The organism is Desulfosporosinus sp. (assembly GCF_014237355.1).
Taxonomy (GTDB): Bacteria; Bacillota; Desulfitobacteriia; order Desulfitobacteriales; family Desulfitobacteriaceae; genus Desulfosporosinus.
Map to the genome: position 1 here is coordinate 23,712 of NZ_JABZFS010000044.1, position 17,881 is coordinate 41,592.

At 39.9% G+C, this 17,881-nt stretch carries 21 protein-coding genes; 4 read left to right on the top strand and 17 right to left on the bottom strand.

The features are described 5' to 3' along the window. The first annotated feature begins 37 nt into the window (after positions 1–37). Entirely contained in the window at positions 38–838 is an 801-nt protein-coding gene (locus tag HGJ98_RS09580; RefSeq protein ID WP_291350846.1) for an EFR1 family ferrodoxin, read from the top strand. A gap of 65 nt (positions 839–903) precedes the next feature. Here the strand turns inward: HGJ98_RS09580 and HGJ98_RS09585 are convergent, their stop codons facing one another. From HGJ98_RS09585 to HGJ98_RS09615, 7 genes are all read right to left on the bottom strand, one after another. After that, on the bottom strand, positions 904–1,140 hold the full coding sequence (locus HGJ98_RS09585; protein WP_291350847.1) for a phosphopantetheine-binding protein: 237 nt from the start codon (positions 1,138–1,140) through the stop codon (positions 904–906). A gap of 94 nt (positions 1,141–1,234) precedes the next feature. Next, positions 1,235–2,005 (bottom strand): transposase, encoded by a 771-nt coding sequence (locus HGJ98_RS09590; RefSeq protein ID WP_291350848.1) that lies wholly within the window; start codon positions 2,003–2,005, stop codon positions 1,235–1,237. A 249-nt stretch (positions 2,006–2,254) separates the two neighbouring features. Further along, entirely contained in the window at positions 2,255–3,190 is a 936-nt protein-coding gene (locus HGJ98_RS09595; RefSeq protein WP_291350849.1) for a cellulase family glycosylhydrolase, read from the bottom strand. Between the two features lie 100 nt (positions 3,191–3,290). Beyond that, positions 3,291–3,581: a topoisomerase DNA-binding C4 zinc finger domain-containing protein gene (locus HGJ98_RS09600; protein WP_291350850.1), complete on the bottom strand. Its 291-nt coding sequence runs from the start codon at positions 3,579–3,581 to the stop codon at positions 3,291–3,293. A 279-nt stretch (positions 3,582–3,860) separates the two neighbouring features. Beyond that, entirely contained in the window at positions 3,861–4,139 is a 279-nt protein-coding gene (locus tag HGJ98_RS09605; protein ID WP_291350851.1) for a hypothetical protein, read from the bottom strand. Positions 4,140–4,410: 271 nt separating this feature from the next. Further along, positions 4,411–5,853 (bottom strand): Na+/H+ antiporter NhaC family protein, encoded by a 1,443-nt coding sequence (locus HGJ98_RS09610; RefSeq protein WP_291350852.1) that lies wholly within the window; start codon positions 5,851–5,853, stop codon positions 4,411–4,413. Positions 5,854–6,070: 217 nt separating this feature from the next. Next, positions 6,071–7,072, bottom strand: coding sequence for a D-cysteine desulfhydrase (locus HGJ98_RS09615; protein ID WP_291350853.1), 1,002 nt, complete (start codon positions 7,070–7,072; stop codon positions 6,071–6,073). Positions 7,073–7,571: 499 nt separating this feature from the next. Between HGJ98_RS09615 and HGJ98_RS09620 the strand changes: the two genes are divergently transcribed. After that, positions 7,572–8,327 carry an IclR family transcriptional regulator gene (locus HGJ98_RS09620; RefSeq protein WP_291350854.1) on the top strand — a complete coding sequence of 252 codons (756 nt, stop codon included), beginning with the start codon at positions 7,572–7,574 and terminating at the stop codon, positions 8,325–8,327. Between the two features lie 172 nt (positions 8,328–8,499). Here the strand turns inward: HGJ98_RS09620 and HGJ98_RS09625 are convergent, their stop codons facing one another. Together HGJ98_RS09625 and HGJ98_RS09630 are read right to left on the bottom strand one after the other, a co-directional pair. Next, on the bottom strand, positions 8,500–8,637 hold the full coding sequence (locus HGJ98_RS09625) for a hypothetical protein (protein WP_291350855.1): 138 nt from the start codon (positions 8,635–8,637) through the stop codon (positions 8,500–8,502). A gap of 181 nt (positions 8,638–8,818) precedes the next feature. Further along, positions 8,819–8,962, bottom strand: a complete 144-nt coding sequence (locus HGJ98_RS09630; RefSeq protein ID WP_291350856.1) for a hypothetical protein — start codon at positions 8,960–8,962, stop codon at positions 8,819–8,821. 161 nt (positions 8,963–9,123) lie between these two features. Here HGJ98_RS09630 and HGJ98_RS09635 point away from each other — a divergent pair, with 161 nt between their 5' ends. Beyond that, complete coding sequence (locus HGJ98_RS09635; protein ID WP_291350857.1) at positions 9,124–9,939, top strand: MerR family transcriptional regulator; 816 nt, start codon at positions 9,124–9,126, stop codon at positions 9,937–9,939. A gap of 226 nt (positions 9,940–10,165) precedes the next feature. Continuing rightward, on the top strand, positions 10,166–10,834 hold the full coding sequence (locus HGJ98_RS09640) for a GNAT family N-acetyltransferase (protein ID WP_291350858.1): 669 nt from the start codon (positions 10,166–10,168) through the stop codon (positions 10,832–10,834). 126 nt (positions 10,835–10,960) lie between these two features. Here the strand turns inward: HGJ98_RS09640 and HGJ98_RS09645 are convergent, their stop codons facing one another. From HGJ98_RS09645 to HGJ98_RS09680, 8 genes are all read right to left on the bottom strand, one after another. Beyond that, complete coding sequence (locus HGJ98_RS09645) at positions 10,961–11,407, bottom strand: N-acetyltransferase (protein ID WP_291350859.1); 447 nt, start codon at positions 11,405–11,407, stop codon at positions 10,961–10,963. A gap of 112 nt (positions 11,408–11,519) precedes the next feature. Continuing rightward, complete coding sequence (locus tag HGJ98_RS09650; RefSeq protein ID WP_291350860.1) at positions 11,520–11,648, bottom strand: hypothetical protein; 129 nt, start codon at positions 11,646–11,648, stop codon at positions 11,520–11,522. A gap of 18 nt (positions 11,649–11,666) precedes the next feature. Beyond that, a complete protein-coding gene (locus tag HGJ98_RS09655) occupies positions 11,667–12,353 on the bottom strand; it encodes a hypothetical protein (RefSeq protein ID WP_291350861.1) in 687 nt (228 codons plus the stop codon). A 120-nt stretch (positions 12,354–12,473) separates the two neighbouring features. Next, positions 12,474–13,223 carry a hypothetical protein gene (locus HGJ98_RS09660; RefSeq protein WP_291350862.1) on the bottom strand — a complete coding sequence of 250 codons (750 nt, stop codon included), beginning with the start codon at positions 13,221–13,223 and terminating at the stop codon, positions 12,474–12,476. A 28-nt stretch (positions 13,224–13,251) separates the two neighbouring features. After that, on the bottom strand, positions 13,252–13,659 hold the full coding sequence (locus HGJ98_RS09665) for an acylphosphatase (protein WP_291350863.1): 408 nt from the start codon (positions 13,657–13,659) through the stop codon (positions 13,252–13,254). Beyond that, entirely contained in the window at positions 13,656–14,297 is a 642-nt protein-coding gene (locus tag HGJ98_RS09670) for a LysE family transporter (RefSeq protein WP_291350864.1), read from the bottom strand. The genes HGJ98_RS09665 and HGJ98_RS09670 overlap by 4 nt, the downstream gene beginning before the upstream one ends. A 580-nt stretch (positions 14,298–14,877) precedes the next feature. Beyond that, a complete protein-coding gene (locus HGJ98_RS09675; RefSeq protein WP_291350865.1) occupies positions 14,878–15,873 on the bottom strand; it encodes a dipeptidase in 996 nt (331 codons plus the stop codon). A gap of 87 nt (positions 15,874–15,960) precedes the next feature. Next, positions 15,961–17,112: a Xaa-Pro peptidase family protein gene (locus HGJ98_RS09680; protein WP_291350866.1), complete on the bottom strand. Its 1,152-nt coding sequence runs from the start codon at positions 17,110–17,112 to the stop codon at positions 15,961–15,963. Between the last annotated feature and the right edge of the window lie 769 nt (positions 17,113–17,881).

A 17,881-nucleotide genomic window follows, 5' to 3' on the forward strand; every position in this document is an offset into this window, starting at 1 on the left:
ACTGTAAAAAGTTCTACGGATTAGAGGAGGATGTCTAATGGAAATAAAATCAATGAAACTTGTTTGTTTTTCACCTACCGGTACCACTAAGTCAGTTATTCAAGGTATTGCGCAGGGTATCAATCGAGGCACTGTGGAGTTAATTGATATCACCAAACCGGATGCCAGAAAGCAGCGACTGCAGACATCGGAAAATGAATTACTTGTTGTTGCAGTGCCTGTTTATATGGGAAGAGTTCCTGCACTTGTAACAGAATGGCTATATGGGGTCAAAGCCCAGAATACACCTGCTGTATGTATCGTTGTGTATGGTAACCGGGCGTATGAAAATGCACTGTTTGAGCTTAAAAACATTCTTGTAAAATGTAGATGTAAACCGATCGCCGGGGCTGCATATATTGGAGAGCACTCCTTTTCCAGTTCCGAAACACCAACAGCCGAGGGGCGCCCTGATGCAAGTGACTTAAATCATGCAGAACTATTTGGGCATAAAATTAATGAAAAATTACTGTCTGTTTCATCAGTCGATCACATTTCTACAATAAATATACCCGGCAACTATCCCTATGGAGGAATTACTGAGCTATGGAGTGTTGATTTTATAGAGGTTAGTGATACGTGTACGCATTGCGGAATTTGTGCAGAAGTATGTCCTCTTGGTGCTATTGATTCAGAAAACAGCAATCAAATTGATACTGAAAAATGCATCACCTGTTGTGCCTGCATTAAAAACTGTCCGCAAAATGCCAGAACAATGAAAACCGGCCCGGTCAAAGAAGCTGCAATGCGACTGAATAATCTGTATAGAGAGCGAAAGGAACCGGTCTTCTTTCTTTAAAATCGCAAACAGCGTCGATCGAACCGGGAACGACAGGTTATGAAATCATACCAATTTATAATCGATCAGTAATCGGATAAACCTCTAGCTTTCAGCATTTCTACAATATCATTGACGGTAACCACATTTGCAAACTCCTCATCAGTAATGGTTATCTCGAATTCATCCTCCAGATCTCCAATAATCATCGACATATCTATCGAATCCACAAATAAGTCTTCCCGCAAACGGCTCTCCAGGGTTATCTTTCTCTTCTTCTTTTGTAAAATATGATTTATTGTGAATAGTACTCTGTCTTCCATTTTTAGTCACACACCTTCCCTCAACGCTTATGTAATATTGTGTTGGCTGATTCAGAGACAGAGACACAAGGGGACGGTTCTTCTGTGTCAATGCCTAAGCCTTTCGAACAATGTGGAATGGTAAGCCAGTGATCCTGCATATTTGCCGCAGACTTAATCCATCATTTCTTAAACGACTCAGTATTTTGTTTCGTGCATCTTGGTCCATCTTCTGTAAAGCCGTTACAGGTTTACCTTTCATTATTCCCTTGGTGATTTCATATGCTTCGCTTTCGCTGATTCGTTTGGTCTTATCGCAATCCAAGCAGTGGTCTTCGTTACCCTCTTCTGTGAATTTTTTAAGTCCTTCAATTGCTTTTTTCTTATCATTATGTACAATTCTTAAGATTAGACTGGTATCAGGAAATGTGGCCGTATTTCGATCCGCGTTGTAATAAGGAGTGCAACTGCTCCATTTATATTCCTCTGGTTTGCTGATGATGGATGCTTTGACGGGATTTTCGTGGATGTAGCGAATGACTGTTAGTAGGTATGCGTCGTCCTCCACGCATTCACTCTTAAATCGATCTTGAAACACGTGTCCAATTCTTTCGTATTTCCAGTTGTACCAGTATGCGTAACTTATACCCAAGCGTTTCATAAACACTGATATATCGCCATAGTCATCTCTTAGCAATAAATGAACGTGATTGGTCATCAAGCAATACCCTAGAACGCTTACCCCGCTTTCTAGCGATACCTTTTTTGTGGTATCCAGGTATCTCTGAAAATCATCTTCTTCGTGAAAAATATCCTGCTGACCGATTCCCCGTACTATAACATGGTAGATTCCTGTTTCACTCTTCTTTCTTGGCTTCCTGGGCATTCCTTCACGCCCCTTCTCCACTTTTCTCAAATTCTACCATGTAATCAAATTTGACACAAGAGAACCGTCCCCATGTGCCTTCTGTGCCTTTCATGTACCTTTTAATTCTTCTATAACAAATTGTCCATAATTTGTGTAGCCGCTTTCCTCATCCTTAAACATTTCCGGCTCCCAGGTATCGTCAAACCAGCAGGCTACCCACCCAATATTCTTCTCATCCAGATAGTTGAGAAACGGAATTCCATAGGATTATTTGTTTCCTACAAGATATTGCTGCTTGGTCTCATTTCGATTTTCATCAATAAAACCCCATTCGGTTACAATGACAGGTTTATATGCAGAAATATCACCAAACCAGCCCTCCCAGTTTGAACTGTTATGTTCCGGATATATATGCGAAGCATATGCTACATTATTATCCGGTATTGGCTTTTCTTTTACCCATGATAAATTCTGTGAATACTGAATTCCGCCCACAATTACCATCTGGCCGGCTCCCTGCTTACGTATCAGCTCAACCAGATTTCGTGCACAGTTAAACCACTGCTCAGCATTGATAGAAGCTGGCTCGTTGCATATTTCAAAAATGACATTAGGAGAGTCCTTAAACCGGCTTGCTACTTTTGCCCATAAATCTTCTGACAATTCCTTGAGATGAATGCCTATCTTCGGCATTTCATTACCTGAACCCGTAAGGATGTTTCCAATATAATGAAGGTCAATAATGGCATACATGTTTAATTCATTTGCCCATGATACGGCGGGAACAATGTAGTCTTCCAGATAATCAGCATTTTTTATCCATAAATCAGGGTGAACAGGAAATCTGATTACATTTGCACCTGCGCTTTTCATTCTTTCAAAAAAGGCTTTGTTCAGTCTGTTCTGATCGTTCAACACCATAAGATCAGGTGGCATAAGCCCTTTCAGAAGGATATTGGAATTCACGTCGTTCGTAATTCTATTTTCATACACCTTTAGCATGGTGGGAACGCTGCCAATTTGGGTACTACCTCTATTAATGGGATAATCGGGGAGAGCTTCATGCTGACTTGCTATAATTTCAGGTGTATCCTGCTCACTATTATTCAAAAAATGGTAGGAAATAATATAAGATGCAATTGCAAAGCTGGAAACTACCATTACTACAGTTATAATAATATTAATACGTTTCTCTATTATCATCTCGTCTCCCATAATTCTCTGATTATCAGCAGTTAGTTTCTTACCTTGTTATAAACATTATCGATACCTTTACCCTATTGACTTCCACTTTTACCCAAAATCAGAATTCATCGCTTAGCTTAGGGGTAATCGTAAACCTACACTTCGGATAATTAGTACACCTCTTAAAGTCTCCATATTTACTCTTTCTCACGATTAATTCCTTACCACATTTAGGGTAACTATTAGCGCCAATTTGTTTCGCTATTTCAGCTTTCTTTTTATGTATTCCTTTAACATGCTGAATTCTGAATTTTTTATCACCTGGGTCACTCATGAGCGGAAAATCTGGCATCCTATTTCCAATAGCTCGTAATACTGCAAAACACTTTCTATAGTCTAAATTCTTCATTATTCTGTAAAACCCTGCCAACAACTGTTCCTTTTTACAATATTCTTTAATTTACACACACACTATTAGCACGGACCTTCTGCTTGATAGTCTATCTTGAATAGCTTACTCTGCATAGTGCCTTACACTCAACACAGACAATTTATGTAAAAAGGAGCGAAGCCTAAGATTCCTTAGTTTCGCTCCCTTTATTAATTATCCCCTCAATTGAAACTCTCTTCGGTTCTATCTTCAGAACATCAACTGATAATACACAATCTTTTCCGCTTAACCCTAACACTAAGCCAAAAATTTAAGCTTTCTTCTGTAGGTCCCGGCCTCCAAGACACAAGGGGACGGTTCTTCTGTGTCAATATCTAAGCCTTTCGGACAATGTGGAATGGAAAGCCAGTAATCCTGCACGCTTACTCCGCTTTCTAGCGATAACTTTTTTGTGGTATCCAGGTATCTCTGAAAATCATCTTCTTCGTGAAAAGTATCCTGCTGGCGATTCCACGTACTATAACATGGTAGAATCCTGTTACACTCTTCTTTCTTGGCTTCCTGGCAATCCTTCACGCCCCTTCTCCACTTTTCTCAAATTCTACCATGCATTCTAATTTGACACAAGAGAACCGTCCCCATGTGCCCCTCCTGTGCTGTGCCCCTGTGCCCCTGTGCCCCTTAATGCATAGTAAAGCAAACCACCTAACTTTTCAGTTAAGTGGTTGCTTAGCATATTCATCACCAGATAGCTGTGTTCACATGCTTCTTCTTAAGTTTTTATCAGGCTTAAATAAAAGTACTATGAGATTACGCTATTATTGTAGAAGTTGCACTGCTTACAAGATTACGATTTCACCTTAGTTGAATCAGCAACTGGGACTTCAAATTTACGATTCCATCCCGTCATTACGGAGAAAATTAGCACCGCCAATAACGACCAGTTATATGGATTCATCATGGCTGACCAAATAGATGGCAATGGAAGGCTATAAGCTTGTGCTGCTGTAGACATGGCGCTATACCAAACGATAACAGCAATATGCCAAGGAACCGTAAAGAAAATCGAACATACTGCACAGTCCATTAAATTAGCCCTTCTTGCAGGAGCAAGATTAAACTTTTTGCCGATAGGTTTTACAAAACTTGGCCCTACAAGCAATTCAGCCGGTGCATTTGCTGCAATAGGAATAGAAGCCAAAATAGTTACTCCTATTATCGATAATTCTGCCTGTTTCACTGTTTTTGCGATTGTTTTTTCAGCAGATTTTAAGATCCGATCCATAACTCCGCTTTCTACTAACACCTGAGTTATCGCGAGCACAAGAAGCGCAAAAATTATTGCTCCTGTTACACCGGAAATCCCCTGTTCAATTAGACCTGTTGATTCTCCTCGTTTAGCAGGGATATGAAATAGGGTAGAGATTTGAACTTTACCAATCAATACGCCAAAGAAAGCCGCACTAATGTTACCCCAAATCAATGATTCTATGATATGTCTTCCGTTCAAAGCAAGGACTACAACAATTCCCAAACTAACTAACATCACAAGACCTAAGGGGTCAATTTTTGCAGCTATTTCTGGTAAGCTAGCCACAGTACCCCCGCCACCGAATATCAAAAGGATTATTGCCGAGATGGTAGCAGCTGCCATCGCAAGAGGAAAGCGACTACGAACAACATCTTTCATGGTGGCCTCTTGAGTATAAGCCGATACGATGGTTGTGTCCGATATAGGTGCTAAATTGTCTCCAAAGGCAGCGCCTGCTAAAATACCAACACCCAACATAGCTGGATCAGCACCCAGGTATACTCCCGCTGGATACATTACTGGGATAAGAGATAGGACTGTACCTGTGCTTGAACCGGTTCCAAGCGCAAACAGGCACGCGGCTATAAATGCGATTAAAGTAAAAACTGATCCAGTCGCTCCGGCTTTCGTCCCGAACCATAGCAATCCTTCTACTAAACCACCAGCCACCATTAATTTACCAAAAACTCCTGCAAACAACCATGCAGTGATAATAACGATTCCATTTTTATCGCCTAATCCTCGGAGTACAGATTGACTATACTCGAACTTATTCTTCGCTAGCATTAACCCTGCGACAATGGCCAACCAACCACCAGCCCAGAAAGCTTGCGTTCCACCACGTTCTGCAACAGAAAGCCATATTAAGATGCCAATCAAAACAAATAGCGGAATTAAACCACCTAAAATCCCACCATACATATCAAGCTTTTTGCTTGTATCAAACTCGAAATCTTTATTTTTATCTGGTGCGGACATGTTTTCCCCTCCTAATCATCCTTTTTAAATAAATAATTCACAAAATTATTGGTAAGACTACTAAATTCAGAATTGGCCGTGTCGAATTTTGAATAAGAACTGGAATATGTCCATAGATCGCCGCCTTTCAGTATTCCGCTTAGTTAATACCAACTTAGGACTTTAGTCTAATCAAACCCGAGGAGTTTGATTAGACTAAAAGAAATTTCGCTTAATATTATTCTGCTAGAATAGTTGGTTGATAGGCATACAAAGCTGGGGATCCACCAGTATGGATAAACAGCACATTATCATTCTTTTTAAAATAGCCTTTTCTGATCAACCCAATGAGTCCAGACATAGCTTTACCGGTGTATACAGGATCAAGTAATATCCCTTCGGTTCTTGCTAGGAGTTGTACCGCCTCAACCATTTCGGATGTCGGTATGGAGTAACCAGCACCCACATAATCATCGAGTACGTTAACTGCTTCCCGAGGGATTTCACCATTGAACCCTACATGAGCCGCCGTTCTCTGCGCAAGATCGAAGATCATGTTTTCTTGGGCTTCTTTCGCAGCTCTAACACTTACCCCAATGATAGGAATATTACTGTTATTGCCAATTAATCCTACTAATAATCCACTATGGGTTCCACCACTACCACTTGTACTTAGGATATAATCCAGATTTAGTCCCATCTCAAAGGTTTGTTGCAATATTTCTTGAGCACAAGCAACATACCCGGTCGAGCCGATGACATTTGAGCCGCCGCCAGGAATAATATAGCCTTTTCTTCCCTCAGCAGCTAACTCTTCCTGAATTCCTTGCATAATTTCCATAAAATTGGAACCCAGGGGAACTACTTTAGTTGTTTCAACTCCCAGTAATCTGAAAAGAAAGTTATTACCACTGGCATCTGGACTATAACTGTCCTTGACTCTCTCTTCCAACACCAGCCTACACTTTAACCCTTCCTTCACGGCAGCTGCCAGCGTCAGTCGGCAATGATTGGACTGAACTGCTCCACAGGTAATTAACGTATCCGCACCTTGGGCTAAAGCGTCTGCTACCAAAAATTCCAATTTCCTAGTTTTATTACCACCTGATGTAAGACCCAACAGGTCATCCCTTTTGATATAAATATTAGGTCCACCAAGTGCTTTACTAAAATTAGGTAAGAACTCTAATGGGGTTTCTCCTTGGGTATATCGTCTCCGTGGAAATTTTGCTAGATTCATAATAATTCCCCTCTCATTTCTCTATAATTTCGTTTTCAAATTTAATTAGAACTTCACTTTGAACCTAATTATCCCAGATAGACAATAGCCTCTATTTCTACATGCCGTCTTTCGGTAGTCGTCAAACTTCCACCGCGGATCAGCAGGACAATCAGAGGATAAGTTCGTTCTCTATCTGAGAATATGTTTCTCTAATAGAGAATTTATGCTTTGATTGTACCAAATGGTACTTTAACTGTCAATAAGCAAATTATTCATAGTTATTGTTACGAATAAAAAAACGAATGTACTCCTCATCTCAAAAATCAAACAACTAAAACAGTGAGTCGAAGTCCCAACTCGTGTCTGATTGCGACTGATCCAAGTGTGCTATAATAAAGGGGGTGAGTATCTGTCCAGTTGAAGATGCAAATTTTACACCTCTTCGGCATAGATCATGTAGAGATGATATCCGTTGGAATATAAAGTCTATTTGTTTTTTTGGAGGCGATTAATTAGCATGAATAGCGTAGAAAAAGTTCTATGGATATTAAATAGATTAGGTGATGAACCGTTTGAAATGACTCTGACCGAAATTGCTAATGAAATGAACACTGTAAAAAGTGGTGCCCACAAAATATTAAGTGTTATGACAAAACAAGGTTTTATCCTTCAAGAACCTGGAAGTAAAAAATACTCTATTGGACCTGCTGTGTATAGACTTGGTAATATTTATTCTAACCAAGTAGGTATCTGGGAAATAGCAAAACCCATTCTCATTCAAGTAGCAGAAATTACTCAGGAAACCGTTTCAATAGGCATCCGAGAAGGGGACACAGCTATTCTTGCTTATAAAATAGATTCTCCACTGCCAGTTCGTCATGTTGAGAATGTTGGTACGAAATTCCCCATGAATGCTAGTGCTATCGGAAAAGTATTAGCAGCATATCATAATTTTGATAGGGTAAAGGAACTACTAAATTCAATGACCTTCACAAAGCTAACACAAAGTACCTTAGTCAATCATGATGCTATTTTAGAAGAATATCGAATAATACGCAGACAAGGTTATGCCATAGGTGATGAGGAAAGATTTTTGGATTCCTTTGGAATAGCCGTACCTATAAAGGATAAAAATGGAAATGTATGGTCATGTATATCCATTACGGCACCAAAATCTCGGCTAACCCCAGATAAACTCAATAGCTGGATTTATTTGTTAAAAGATAAAGCTGAAATAATATCAAATTTTGTAATACAATCTTGCAACATATAACTAACCTCATATCATCAAAAACTAAAAGATCGTAATCCACGGGTACAAAACCCTAAAGGATTACGATCTTTTTTCTATTAGAGGCACAGGGGGACGGTTCTTCCGTGTCAATGTCTAAGCCTTTCTGACAATGTGGAATGGAAAGTCAGTAATCCTGCACGCTTCCCCCGCTTTATAGCGATAACTTTTTTGTGGTATTCAGGTATCTCTGAAAATCATCTTCTTCGTGAAAAATATCTTGCTGGCCGATTCCACGTACTATAACATGGTAGATTCCTGTTTCACTCTTCTTTCTTGGCTTCCAGGGCATTCCTTCATGCCCCTTCTCGCTTTTCCTAAATTCCACCACTCATTCTAATTTGACACAAGAGAACCGTCAACCGTCCCCGTGTGCCCCCTTTCATCTTGTTAATAATTGGATATACATACTCTTGAATTACATATGTTTGTCATAATAAATTCCAGAGAATATTTCTGAAGCCAGATTCACATTATTGCGAAATCATATCATTGTCAAGAATAAATATGAAGCATACTTCGTGAATAATTCCCATGACACCGGGTAGTTCACCATGGCAAGAATCCCAAAATACGACAGGAGGGCGGGGTTGCTGACAACTTTTCGTTATTGTCAACAACCCCGTCCCCCTTCACTTCCCCTATCACTTTCTGTTGACATTTGTTATCTTTAGTGTTAGACACTCTCAACTTTCCAAAAATACTTATTGACTCTCACATGGTGTAAGGGTTTAGAATAAACTTGTAATTCGAATTACATAAAGAGTGCGGTGAAGATATGTTTAAGATAGGTGATTTTTCCAAGCTTACCCTTGTCTCTGTTAGAATGCTCAGGTATTACGATGAGTTGGGACTGCTTAAACCGGCTCAAGTAGACAGCTTCACAGGCTATCGATACTATTCGGCAAAGCAAATATCTAGCTTGAACAAGATTGTAAAGCTTAGAGATATGGGCTTTCTTATCGCTGAAATAGCGGAGATATTAGAAGCTAGCAACAATCATCAAAGACTTCTGCTTAAACTCGAAGAGAAACAAAAGCAGATCCAGCAGAACATATCCCACGAAAATGAGAAGCTTAATAAATTGGAACAAATGATTGTATCGATTGGAATGGAGAGTGTTAGTATGAACTACGAAGTTACTATAAAAACTATACCTTCCTGCAAAGTGGTATCCCTACGAGAGATAATCCCTCAATATGACATGGAAGGTCAGCTCTGGATGAAGCTTGGAGGCTTCATGGAAGAGCAGAAATTGCTATGTATTCCTCCCGGATTCGCTATTTATCACGATATGGAGTATAAGGAATCCGATGTAGATGTAGAAGTAGCCATAGGTGTAGAGAATATCTTAGAAGATCAAGGTGTGTTCAAATTCAGAGAAACAGAAGCCGTTCCCAATATGGCCTCCATGATGGTACCTGGACCTTTTGAAAACATTGCGCCCGCTTACAACGCTTTAGCCGAATGGGTGGAGAAAAATGAATATAAGATAGATGGTGCAGCTCGCCAGATCTGCCACAAAGGTCCCTGGAATGAAAACAGCTCTGAAAACTACCTTACCGAAGTCATGTTTCCTGTGCATAAGAGATAAAAATATCGGGGTTTTTATATGAAGAAACCACTACTTTAGGATAAACAAAGTAGTGGTTTTTAGCAATGAACTGTAATCCTCGCTTTTATTGCACAAAATAGAGAGCTTATAAATCAACACGTAGCATTTCACCAAACACCTATATTTTTCCTTTACATTTAGTGGTAAACTATAATTGTTTCCATACAAAATTGTTGAGCTGCATAAGACAAGAAAGGAGCACACCATGACAGAGAGCAAAGGCATGGTAATCAGGCCGGAACAAGCTTCTGATTACAGAACTGTCGAAGAACTAACACGGGAGGCTTTTTGGAATGTCAATGTGCCCGGCTGCGACGAGCATTTTCTAGCTCATAGATTGCGCAGCCACGCAGATTTCATCCCGGAGCTTGATTTTGTGGCTGTATTCGGTGATAAGATTGCCGGCAACATCATGTACACCAAAGCCAAGATTGTTTCAGCGGACGGCATTGAACACCTCGTTCTCACCTTTGGCCCCTTAAGCATCCTGCCGGAACTACAAAAACAAGGGATTGGTTTGGCACTTATCCGTCATTCCTTCAGCCACGCACAGAGACACGGATATAAAGCAGTTCTGATTTATGGCGATCCTGAATACTATTACCGCTTTGGTTTTCGCCCTGCTGAAATGTTTGGAATCACCACGGGCGAAGGGCAATATCATCCCGCCCTCCAGGCCATGGAACTAAAAGAAGGTGCATTAACAGGGATAAGCGGTCGCTTTTTAGAAAGTCCGGCTTATCATTTGGACGAGAACCAGGCGGCGGCTTTCGACGTCACGTTCCCTCCCAAGGAAAAATTTATCACTGAGAGCCAGCGCAGATTTGCCAGGCTCGCCGGCCTTCCCGTCCCGGAGAAGGAGGCGGACAAATGATTGAGTATATCATTACCTCGTCTTCAAAACCGCCGTTAGGTTACTTGTAGTTTGTTTAGGCACATAGCTATCCTACCACCAAACAATGGTTTTTTCATTTCCCCGTTGGGCGGCATAAGCTCAATGTTATAAATGTCTTTTCAAATAAATCATATCCACTAACTGTTGTCCATTTTCATACATAGGGTGGTCGTAATTGTCTATAAAAAAGTTTTTAACAATGTGTGATTTTTCAAATCCGCATTTCTCGTAGAAATGAAGTATCATAGGGCTATCGCCTGTTCCAACATATAACTCGTTACCAGATTTTTTGTAGTAATCAGCAATAAATGAGATTAGATGTTGTCCATATCCTTTCCGTTGATATTCAGGAACGGTAACAATATTCTTAATTTCATAAACGCCGGATTGCTCTTGTGTAACAATGCAAATCGCTTTAACATCATCATCACACAAGGCGAACATATCACCACGATACAAATATTTCTCTATCATACTTACCTGTTCATCTGCAATAAGTAGCAATTCCATGTACTTTGTTTTATCGCTATCAATAATTTTCACAATTTCCATTCGCTATTTTCCCTTTCCTTTTTCACATTATGGTTTTCTTAGGCAACCTGGGGGTATTTAAAATTACACAAATATATTGAAGAAAAAAGAAGTGCTGCAACGGCTTAACATTTTATAAATCCTCACCGGTTACTAATAAATCTTTACGAAAAATATAATCTGTCTGTTCTTCTTGGCCCATATAAAATGGATGCTTACCTATGACATAAAAGCCCTGTTTTTTATCCATGACAGCTGCCATTTCTTTGTATCTCCTGTTTCATACTCCATGATAGATAAGCTTCGAAGAGCTATCATCATTATATAAATCAAAATAGACCGTTTCCCAATCCCAATGAGAGTCAATAATATCTTCAATGTTCGCTCCTTCTGCTAATTGAACATTGATTTCTTTAACGATGTTTATTTCCCGACCATGTCCATATGTATTGTATGTGTCCTTAAAATCAATAAAATTCCCGTTGATTAAAGGCTTCATTGATTCCGGCAAATACATTCTGATCCCAACATCTCTATTCCCGCATCCGTAATCAATCAACCCCAACTTTACCTTGAATGTGGCTTCATTCCCCTTCAGACCTGTTATTTGAATATTCGCATCCTTAAAATCTATAGCTTGCACTCCCTCGTAATGGGAAAAGCAAAATGATTTTGCTATATTCAATGATTTTATCATTATAGGCATTATTACGACAAACACCATTATGATGACTAATAGTCTGCTTCTATTTTCAAACCATCTTAATTTAAATAAACCTTTGATACCGACAATTAATAATATTAAAGGGCCTAGCCCGGATAGGTAAAGTACGGAATTTTCAAAACGAATGGGCTTAATCAGATATTGGATGACGGAATAAGAGTCTCGCGGCAGTTTAAAGGTAAGTAATAATGATATGAATATAAGACCTAGGTATTTTAACAATCCTTTACTATCTTTACTCAAACAATCTGCCACCTCCCGCTCTAAAAGCCCCTTTCTGCTAACAAAGTGATTAGAATCAGGCCCCCAATATTAATGAAATGATCCAAGGTATCCCTCTTAAATAAAGCAACTCCAACACTGCTAGACCGGCAAGACTGAAATAATATACCCGCCAGCTATCAGACTCAGCAAATTTGCAATAATAACATAAATCATGATGCGGCTCTTCTTATGTTCCTTAATAAAATAAGGAAAAGCGATTAGTTCAGCCACAAAGACAAAGAACTCTCCGAAGATTAAGGCGATCAACAAATAGCTGGGTATTAGTGAACCCCCGTTATTCAGCCAAAGATTCAGTGCCCCCTGGGTAACAAGGTTGATTGTTAGAAATACAAGCCAGCTTATCCTTTGCCGAAACCCCAACAGCCAAAAAACAACACCTTCAATTATGAGTGTCAGCAGTAACCTTATGGACACCAAAATCGCCTGGCGAAATGGATACTTCCCGGGTGTAAGCTCCTCTTGGGCTAAATCTAAAGTAAATACGTTATTATAATCCTGGAGGGGCGAATCTATGGCACATTCAAAACTCTCTCCCTTTGTGGCAACCTTAAACCTGTACTGGCCATCGGCCTGCATATCCCGGGAACGATATACGTAATATCCTTCCCAAGCAACCCTCCGAACGGACGCTTCTGTTTGATGCTCGTTAGAAACCATGACAATAGCAAGGTCATCCGGCGGATTTTTAACGAGAATTACCAGTGACGGCGGCTCGGCAGAATTTGCTGACGCTGTCACTGGCAAGGAAGACAACATTGCCATACTTAAAATCATAACATATAAACAGCGTTTAATCTTCAATAAGCAGTTTTTACTCTCTTTATTCATAGCCAAGGCCCCTCATGAAGTTTCATGATTACTTTATAACCATAAAACTTTTCTCATCATCTGCCAGGGACATTTCTTGAATTTCCACATCACTAACAGAGGCTCTTTTTAAGGATTTTAAATAGTTAATCAGGAAGAGGATTTTCGCATCTTCCCCCTGTATTTCAGCTTCAACATTTTTATCTGCCCTATTTTTTACCCACCCTGTTAAGCCCAGCCTTTTCGCCAGTTCATAGGTTTCTAATCTAAACCCTACCTTCTGCACTCTCCCTGAAAATATGAGCCTATTCCTGACTATTGGAGATGGTTTAAATATAGGAAACTTAATATGATTGACTTGATTGACAACATAGCCGTCTCTTACTTTTTTCAAATAATCTATGAACCCCAAAATGTAACCCCCTCCCTTTAGGATAAAGAAATCCTCTCCAGTCAACGGACCAGGGCAATACAGCCAAATATGAAAATCACAATTCCTGACATCTTGTTGACCCATACTAATCTTTGTGAATTAAATCCCTTACCTAGATAATTAACCACAGTACTTAAAGTCAGCCACCATAACCCCGATCCGGCAAACACTCCTATCACCAAGATTAACGAAGAGTGATAGTCCCTTTGACTTGTCCCAACCCCTAATCCTGCCAAAACAGCAGCAAAGGAAATAATCGTCATGGGGTTTGTTATGGTCAGCAAAAAAGTTGAAAAGTAATTCCCGATCAGTCCTTGTTTCTTAGAAGCTATAGTCTCTTCGGATGGTTTGGTTAGAAAGGTCTTAAACCCTAAATAGCAAAGAAAAAGTCCCCCTATAAGCCGCAGCCAAGATTGTTGTCCAACTAAGAAACTTGCTATACTTGTCAAGCCAAAACCGGCAATCATACCATAGGCTGCATCTGCTGTAGCTGCGCCCATGCCGGAAACAAAGCCCGCCAGTCTTCCCTCGGCCAAGGTCCGTCTAATACAAAGAACTCCAATCGGGCCGACGGGAGCTGCAATAGAAAGCCCAATGATCACACCTTTAACGAAAATTCCCAAATCCACATCTGCAAATCCTTTCTTTATCGTCTCCTCCAAAATGTTGCTGTTCTCGGGACATTACTTTAATTAGTTCATCCATCTTCCGCAGCAATTCCTGATCGTTCTTTGTCTTATCCTTTAAAAATCTAGTGATGCTTACAAATAAAAAAATCGCGAGCCCTACTAAACCAATAAAAAACAATATTGAAAATAACTACATACCAGCCTGGTTTCATGGGGAAACTGCTCGGCAATAATTCCTTCCAAAAACTGCAAAACACTTTCTATAGTCTGAATTCTTCATTATTCTGTAAAACCCTGCCAACAACTGTTTGTTTTTACAATATTCTTTAAAACACACACACTATTAGCACGGACCTTCTGCTTGATAGTCTATCTTGAATAGCTTACTCTGCATAAAGCCTTACACTTAACACAGACAATTTATGTGAAAAGGAGCGAAGCCTAAGATTCCCTTAGTTTCGCTCCCATTATTAATTATTCGCTCAACCGAAACTCTCTCGGTTCTGCCTTCCTGGGCATTCCTTCACGCCCCTTCTCCCCTTTTCTCGAATTCTACCATTCTAATTTGACACAAGAGAACCGTCCCCCCGTGCCCTGCCCCCGTGCCCTGGCGTTACCACACTTCTTTAAAAACTCTTAGCCAATTCTCACCTAATACTTTTTTAATGTTTTCATGGGAATAACCCCTTTTTAACATGGGCTCAACGATATTGCTTAACTTTGAGGGCGTTTCAATACCAACAGGCTGATTCCATGGTGGAGGTGGATATGCTTTAGGCGACCATCTTCCTTGCAAAACAAGATATAAATATATAATCCAAGCCTTTGGAAGGCTAGCTATACCTGCCATTCCCTGCCAATAATCAATTCCTAATGCAATATGATCTATCCCCACCAGTTTTATCATATAATCTGCATGGTCTAATAAGTCCTCGACTGTTGGCCTATCTTTTTTAGCTACGAATGGTGGAAAACCATTCAGTCCAATAACGCCGCCTTTTTTGGCAATCGCCTTTATTTGGTCATCCTTTAAATTACGGTCGGATTCACACAACTTATAGACGTTACTATGACTGCATACAGGGGGCTTCTTTAATACCTCAATAGCTTCCATGGTTGTTCTGTAACCAGTGTGAGTAACGTCAACGATAATTCCTACACGGTCCATCTCTTTAATAGCCTTTTCTCCAAAAGAACTAAGTCCTTTATCTACTTTTTCAGTGCAACCATAACCTACATAATTTTTAACATTATAGCAAAGCTGTACCATTCTTAATCCCATCTTATGAAATTCAGGTATCAACGTTATATCCTGACCAATCGGTTTTGTATTTTGAAAATGCATGATAATACCCAACTTATTTTCTGCTTTAGCTTTATATATATCCTCAACTGACTTTACATGAAGTAGAAGAGCTTCATTTGCTTCAATTTCCTGAATCCATTCTGACATCTTCTGTTTTGTTTTGATGGTATTTTCCTCCATTGCCACAGTAGGGCAAATAGCAGTAACCCCTCCATCCATCCATAATTTATATTTACCTTTCTCATCGGCCAATGGACAAGCAGCATCAATAACTATAGAATCCTCGTAAAGACTTTTATTCATATAATACCTCCTTTCAATTTTTATCAATTCCGAGACTCCCACTTCTGTATATTTTCATTTTGGCAGTTTACCTGCCGAAGACTTTCATTAAATGCCCATGACCTTCCTCATTACACGTCCCTTTAACCTTCTCAACGGTTTTAGGGACTTAATTATGAGACTCTCCATGTCGGTTGGATTTTTTGTTAGTAGCTCATACCCATTATCTGTGACTAATACTGTGTCAGAATGGCGAATACCACCTACTCCGTCAATGTATATACCGGGCTCAATGCTTATGAACATATTCTTCTCAAGTGTGTTTATACTACCCTCGGCTATCCATGGCCCTTCATGAGCACTCAGACCGAAGCCATGTCCTGTTCTATGAAGGAGGTTTTGACCGTATCCCGCTCTGGTTAAAAATTCTTTAACGGTCACATCAATTTCTCCGCAGTTCATACCAGGCCTTACCATTCTAAAGGCTAATTCCCTTGCTTTGTTCATAACTTCGTAGGCTTCTATTACCTGTTTAGTAGGTTTTTCAAGGAAAAATGTCCTTTCACATTCTGTAGAATATCCGTTGACTCTCATTAAAGTTAAGGCAATGTGCGGACCTTCTTTCAAACGATCATCAACAGATGGTACACTATGGGGCTGGGCACTCATAGGTGCCGGCCACGCTCCGGCCAGAATATTCGTATTTAAAACGTCATACTCTATCTCCTTTATAATCTGCATTTGAACATTACGACCTTGAGAAAACAACTCTAACTCAGAAACTCCAAAATAGGCGGCCTTGATAACGGATGCTAGTGCTATATCTGCATAGTAAGCCGACTGCCTAAGCATATCGACTTCATGCTCAGATTTTATTAACCTGACTGTTTCTACAAATGGAAAGACTTTTACGTTATAAGACGAGAGCTTAACAGCAATTTCTTGAGTAAGTGTGGGTTCAACGCCTACGTTATTAAATCCCTTTAATAAATCTTGCAATTTCTCGAACCACCCTGAACCCTCGGGTGCAGGATAATCCCAGTAACTATGAACCTCACCCACGTTAGGCGCCTCTGTCAAGTGTTCCCTTTCAAGTGCTGGAACAAGCAGAACTGAGGGTCCAGTATTTCTGAGAATGATAAAAAAGGGGCGCTCTAATGGTTTGAATGTTACGCCTGTCAGATAATATATGCTCTCTTCTGAAGAAACAATAAAACTTTCTAAACTATTATCTACAATTAGTTTTTGTACCTTCTTCATTCTTTGTACATATTCTTCCCTGCCGATTCGCACCCAATATCACAACCTTTCTTTCCTTTAAGCTAAGTCTTTAAGCATAACGAACCTAGGGTTTGTGACTCGTTCTAACCGCTTACATTTTCCAAAGTGTCGCGAATTAATGACCAATAATTAACATTAGTATTCTGTTTGTAATTCCATATTCCTCCATATAAATGTCCATCCCAAAAACTTCTTTAATGACGAAGTAAGCTCTCCCACGGAATTAAATAATTTGATTAATGAGTAAAAGAAACTAAACGGCAACCAATTAGAACACCTTCGTCTATCATCAAGGACTTAAAAACAACCTAAGAAAGGCAGTCAAAAAGAACTAGCAGTATTTTTTTATCTCTTCAGCTTACCCGTGTGACCCGGTTGCATATTTACAGTCCATGGGTATAATATTATAAAAGGACTGACGTGTCACAAGCACGCCAGTCCGGCAGGTTGTCTAACCAAACGGTTAGCCCGAATTAGAGGTTATAAGAAATAACCGCCATCCAGCCGGGGGCGGTTATTTTTCTTCATGATCATAACAATGAGTGTAGCAAATGCAATCATTAAATACATCGCCTCAACCATTGAGATCATCCTTCCACCCTCTTTCTAAAAGGGTGTGGCAAACCGTCCCACGACAACCTGTTGCAGGTATTATAACATAATCTTCCAGACAAAATGATGAAACTTATCCCTGACTATTCACAGGGTTCAGGCCGCTCATAACACGAGGTGGCCTGTTTTGTTTTTT

Coding starts and splice junctions, on each gene's coding strand:
- HGJ98_RS09580 (WP_291350846.1), top strand. CDS start 38: ATGGAAATAAAATCAATGAAACTTGTTTGTTTTTCACCTACCGGTACC.
- HGJ98_RS09585 (WP_291350847.1), bottom strand. CDS start 1,140: ATGGAAGACAGAGTACTATTCACAATAAATCATATTTTACAAAAGAAG.
- HGJ98_RS09590 (WP_291350848.1), bottom strand. CDS start 2,005: ATGCCCAGGAAGCCAAGAAAGAAGAGTGAAACAGGAATCTACCATGTT.
- HGJ98_RS09595 (WP_291350849.1), bottom strand. CDS start 3,190: ATGATAATAGAGAAACGTATTAATATTATTATAACTGTAGTAATGGTA.
- HGJ98_RS09600 (WP_291350850.1), bottom strand. CDS start 3,581: ATGAAGAATTTAGACTATAGAAAGTGTTTTGCAGTATTACGAGCTATT.
- HGJ98_RS09610 (WP_291350852.1), bottom strand. CDS start 5,853: ATGTCCGCACCAGATAAAAATAAAGATTTCGAGTTTGATACAAGCAAA.
- HGJ98_RS09615 (WP_291350853.1), bottom strand. CDS start 7,072: ATGAATCTAGCAAAATTTCCACGGAGACGATATACCCAAGGAGAAACC.
- HGJ98_RS09620 (WP_291350854.1), top strand. CDS start 7,572: ATGAATAGCGTAGAAAAAGTTCTATGGATATTAAATAGATTAGGTGAT.
- HGJ98_RS09625 (WP_291350855.1), bottom strand. CDS start 8,637: ATGCCCTGGAAGCCAAGAAAGAAGAGTGAAACAGGAATCTACCATGTT.
- HGJ98_RS09635 (WP_291350857.1), top strand. CDS start 9,124: ATGTTTAAGATAGGTGATTTTTCCAAGCTTACCCTTGTCTCTGTTAGA.
- HGJ98_RS09640 (WP_291350858.1), top strand. CDS start 10,166: ATGACAGAGAGCAAAGGCATGGTAATCAGGCCGGAACAAGCTTCTGAT.
- HGJ98_RS09645 (WP_291350859.1), bottom strand. CDS start 11,407: ATGGAAATTGTGAAAATTATTGATAGCGATAAAACAAAGTACATGGAA.
- HGJ98_RS09650 (WP_291350860.1), bottom strand. CDS start 11,648: ATGGCAGCTGTCATGGATAAAAAACAGGGCTTTTATGTCATAGGTAAG.
- HGJ98_RS09660 (WP_291350862.1), bottom strand. CDS start 13,223: ATGAATAAAGAGAGTAAAAACTGCTTATTGAAGATTAAACGCTGTTTA.
- HGJ98_RS09675 (WP_291350865.1), bottom strand. CDS start 15,873: ATGAATAAAAGTCTTTACGAGGATTCTATAGTTATTGATGCTGCTTGT.
- HGJ98_RS09680 (WP_291350866.1), bottom strand. CDS start 17,112: ATGAAGAAGGTACAAAAACTAATTGTAGATAATAGTTTAGAAAGTTTT.